Source organism: Raoultella sp. (genome assembly GCF_039594335.1).
Lineage (GTDB): Bacteria > Pseudomonadota > Gammaproteobacteria > Enterobacterales > Enterobacteriaceae > Klebsiella.
The window spans coordinates 1-4,487 of the sequence record NZ_JBCNNS010000221.1 but is presented as its reverse complement, the minus strand read 5'-3'; the positions used below and the strand labels follow the sequence as shown (position 1 = coordinate 4,487).

The following is a 4,487-nucleotide window of genomic DNA, read 5'->3' as shown; positions in this document are numbered from 1 at the left end:
GATGTCATCCGGGTCGGGTAGCGGACCGAAGTCGCCGGCCCAGATCACCTCGCCTTTCGCCTGCCACGGACGCCAGAAAGTTAGCTTCGAGGGGCCGAACAGGGCGACCAGCGGAGTGCCGAGCGCCGCAGCCATATGCATCGGCACCGAGTCGACGCCGATAAACAGGCGGGCGTGATCGATCACCGCCGCCAGCTGGCGCAGCGTTAACTGGCCGGCTAAAGAGTGCAGACGCGCCTGCGGGCAACCGGCGATGATGGTGTCCACCATCTTCTTCTCTCGATCGTCGGGGCCGGAGGTGAGCACCACCGCGTACCCCTCGGCAGACAGCACGTTGATCAGCGCACTCATACGATCTTCGCGCCAGCATTTAAAGAACCAGCGCGACGTTGGCTGGATGACGATGTAGTTTTCCCGGAACTCCTCCGGCAGCAGGGCGCGGCTGGTGGCCCAGTCTGCTTCGCTGTAGCCCATCCGCGCCGGCGCGTCGTTCAACGGGAGACCGAGCGGAGCGAGAATAGAGAGATTCTGCTGTACCGTATGCAGCTGGTTGTGCTGTTGGGTGGAGGCCAGCGCGGTGTGGCAATAGCGCCAGACCGGGTGGCGGCGCTTCGGAAAATCAAAACCAATCCGCGTCGCGGCGCCGGTCAGTTTGCTGATAATCGCGCTCGGCCACTGGTCAGCAAGGTTAAGCACCATATCGTATCGCTGCTGACGCAGCGTCTGAATGAGCTGCCATTGCATCTTCAACTGATGCCTTTTTCCCTGCTTTTTCCAGCGGCGATCGAGACCATAAATATGATGGATATCGGGGTTGGCGGCGAGCATATCCCGGGTCTCTTCATACAGCAGCACATCCACGCTGGCGGCGGGATACTGCTGTTTCAGCGCGTGAATAAGCGGCGTGATCAGCAGCATGTCGCCATGATGGCGCAGCTTAATGACCAGGATCCGCGCCGGGTTCAACGGGCCGCGGGAGAGGGTTTCAGGCGTCATACTCTGTTCTTCATCCAGGATAAGGGTTCCGATTCTAGGGGATCAGACAGATTGAGAGAAGCGTTGTATTGCTCTACCATGACCCGATACGTATGGCCTGAGGACGTTTTCGTGCACAATCCCGCATTTCTCATCACGATTGATACAGAGGGCGATAACCTCTGGCAAAAACATGACAGCATCACCACCGAGAATGCGCGTTATCTCCCGCGTTTTCAGCAGCTTTGCGAAAAGTATGGCTTTAAACCGGTCTATTTGACCAACTATGAAATGGCCATCGACCCCTTTTATATCGAATTCGCCAGAGACGTGATTGCCCGCGGCACCGCGGAAGTCGGCATGCATCTGCATGCGTGGAACAGCCCGCCGACCGAGCCGCTGACCGCCGATGACTGGCGGCATAAGCCTTATCTCATTGAATACAGCGATGCCATGATGCGTGAGAAGGTCGACTATATGACGCATCTGCTGGAGGATACTTTCCAGACCAAAATGGTCAGCCATCGCGCCGGGCGCTGGGCCTTTGACGAGCGCTATGCGCGTCTGCTGGTGGAGCACGGTTATCAGGTGGATTGCTCGGTGACCCCGCGGGTGAACTGGAAGACCGCCAAGGGAGCGCCGCAGGGCGATGGCGGGACCGATTATCGCCGCTTCCCGCAGCATGCCTATTTTCTCGATGAAAATGATATCAGCCGCGAAGGCCACTCTCCGCTGCTGGAAGTGCCGATGAGCATTCAGTACAAGCACTCAGCGTGGATGAACAGCGTGAAGCAGGGCTACGATCGCCTGCGGGGTAAAGTGCGTTCCCCCTCCGTACACTGGCTGCGTCCGATGGGCGGCAACGTGGAGACGATGAAAAAAGTCGTCGAACAAACGTTGACGCAGGGCAATGACTACGTGGAATATATGCTCCACTCTTCAGAGTATATGCCCGGCGGCAGCCCCACGTTCCAGAATGAACGGGATATTGAGCGTTTATACGCTGACCTTGAAGCCTTTTTTAGCTGGCTGGCGCCGCAGGTGAAGGGCATGACGTTGGCAGAATATTACCAGCGGAAAATCACACAGCGCTAACACAGCTCAAGGTACCGTATGCGTATCCTTAAACAATTAACGCGGAAAAAGAATGCTTTTTTCCGCGGCATTAAATTTAATTTAATTAACTATCGATACAGAAATAAGCCGGCGCGTAAAGCCTTCGACCCAGCTGCTGTCCGCCGCGTACTGCTATTGCGCCTGGACGATAAAGTCGGGGATATGGTGGTCACGACCGGCTGCGCCAGAATACTGGCCGAACGGGGATATCAGGTTTCGGTGTTAACCGGACCAATATGCTGCGAAATATTAGCAGGCTCAGAATTCATTCAGCAAGTATATTTATATCGGCCGCGCATGTCCTTAAATACGTTGCGGGCGGTAGGTTTTGATGCAGTTATCGATTTTGATGACGTCACCAGCTATGAACGCTTTAAATTACTCGCCGATTTACGGGCGGCCAGCGTGATTGGTTTTAATAAAGATCAATATAAAATTTACGATCATTCGATCGCTTTTTTTGACAGCAACAGCCATATTTCCCAGCGCTATAAACAGGTGGTGAAACTGTTTGGCATCGTTGACGACCACCCGTATCACTATCATCTCCCCGGCTGCCGCCATGAGCGGGAGAAAGTGGCTCGCTTGCTTTCCCAGGCCGGAGAGGTCGAACTGCGTATCGCCATTAACCCTTTTACCGCGTCCGAGGATAAAGACTTCTGTCGTCACCAGGTGGCGACGCTGGTCGAGCGGTTACGCGCCCTACCTTACCGGGTCTGTATCGTGATGGTGGGGCGTAGTGAGAAAATCCGCCAGCTTGGGCTGGATATGGCGCTGTACATCGCCGACAGCACCATCAACTCCGCCGTCGAAGTGATCCGCAGCTGTGATTTAGTCATTACGCCAGACACCTCGATCGTGCATATCGCCCGGGCCTTCGATAAACCGATGGTGGCGGTCTATAACAAGCGCAAACTCAAGGATACCGGGCTGCCCGGCTATCACATCTGGGCGCCGGGCTATGACAAGGCGAAACAGATCGTCTGTGAAGAAGCGAATGTCGCCGATGTGGCGATTGAGTCAGTGTGGCCCGTGATTAAAGAGCAGGCCGACCGGCTGGTCGCCGCCCGCAGTTGATTTAAAAGTGAATATAAAAAAGGGCCGCTGACGGCCCTTTTTGTTAGCGTTTTTCCGCCAGCCCTTTGCTGAGCGCGATGCCCAGCGGCAGCCAGAACAGCACCCAGGTTTCCCGGGGGTTGCTGATGATAAACATCCCCTGCGAGGCCATAAACACCAGCGCGTAAAACAGGATCGCCAGACTGTAGCGGCTGTCGGTGTGGCGCTTGCGCCACGCCTGCCATAGCCCGCAGGCAATGACCGCCAGCAGCAGCAGTAACCCCAGGATGCCGCCTTTCAGCAGGGCGCCCATATACACGCTGTGGGTGGTGGTGATGTGCTCGCCGCTGTAGTTGATGAAATCCAGTTCATAGCTGAAACCGCGCCCCAGCCACGGCTGGCTGGCCATCTCCGACAGCGTATGGTGCCAGATGCTCAGGCGCAGCCCGCTTTGGGTACCAAGCTCCTCGAAACGGGCGAGCAGCATGTCGCCCACCGGCGTCATGACCAAAAGCAGCGCTACCAGCACAGCCAGCGCCGCGGCGATCAGCAGGTTGCGGCGGGTGAAGACGTGCAGGTGCAACGTGCAGCCGACCGCCAGCACCAGGGCGATGATCGGCCCACGGCTTTGGGTGAGCAGCAGCATCACCAGCATGATGACCACCGGCAGATAGAGCCAGTGGCTGGCTTTTTCTTTCAGTAGCATGCCGCAGATTAAAATGCCGATGCCGCAGTAACCGGCAAGGTCGATAACGTTCGTTGGTCCGGGGTTCTCGGGGGAGACCGCTCGTTCGGTGAGGACCAGCGTATGGTCGATAATCAGCGTCCACAGGGAGAGCACGGTGATCCCGCCAACCACCGCCAGCATGGCCAGGCGGCGGGTTCGTTCGTCGCTGAGCAGCATCGTCATCAGCAACAGATACCCCGTCAGATACACGCCGTGGGTGATCGGCGAGTCAATATGCTGTGGCGTATGTCCCCACAGGTTACTGAGGGCGTAATAGATAAAGAAAGCTGCCAGCAGCGTCCAGGTCTGCCACTGCTCGCGTAACACCCCGGCCAGCGCCTGGCGGTTTTCCTGGCGTACCAGCGACAGCAATAGCAGCAGGATGGATAAATGCAGCAGATTATTGGTCCGGGTGGACATGCAAAAAATCGCGCTGAAAAATAAAAACAAAGGAAAGACAATCGAGTAACCCTGTCTGGCGAAGTTACTCACTTTTAAAGTACTCATTAAACGCAACCTTTTCGAAGATAGTATCCGGCACAGCGCTTTCTGGGGAAAAATTAATCACCCGAATCTGACGTTGCTGCAGTACCTGCGCGGCATGCGCAAAGGA

At 56.3% G+C, this 4,487-nt stretch carries 4 protein-coding genes and 1 pseudogene; 2 read left to right on the top strand and 3 right to left on the bottom strand.

The features are described 5' to 3' along the window. The coding region (rfaQ, locus tag ACZAHD_RS21790) for a putative lipopolysaccharide heptosyltransferase III (protein WP_462458596.1) at positions 1-996 on the bottom strand (996 nt) is incomplete at its 3' end. Between the two features lie 111 nt (positions 997-1,107). Between rfaQ and ACZAHD_RS21785 the strand changes: the two genes are divergently transcribed. After that, positions 1,108-2,070 carry a polysaccharide deacetylase family protein gene (locus tag ACZAHD_RS21785; RefSeq protein WP_012540311.1) on the top strand — a complete coding sequence of 321 codons (963 nt, stop codon included), beginning with the start codon at positions 1,108-1,110 and terminating at the stop codon, positions 2,068-2,070. A gap of 18 nt (positions 2,071-2,088) precedes the next feature. Beyond that, positions 2,089-3,168 (top strand): glycosyltransferase family 9 protein, encoded by a 1,080-nt coding sequence (locus ACZAHD_RS21780; RefSeq protein WP_064166947.1) that lies wholly within the window; start codon positions 2,089-2,091, stop codon positions 3,166-3,168. A gap of 43 nt (positions 3,169-3,211) precedes the next feature. Here the strand turns inward: ACZAHD_RS21780 and ACZAHD_RS21775 are convergent, their stop codons facing one another. After that, on the bottom strand, positions 3,212-4,381 hold the full coding sequence (locus ACZAHD_RS21775) for an O-antigen ligase family protein (protein ID WP_022064893.1): 1,170 nt from the start codon (positions 4,379-4,381) through the stop codon (positions 3,212-3,214). Then, positions 4,359-4,487 (bottom strand): annotated as a pseudogene (locus tag ACZAHD_RS21770) (sugar glycosyltransferase); the annotation flags it as partial. The gene ACZAHD_RS21775 and the pseudogene ACZAHD_RS21770, both read right to left, overlap by 23 nt.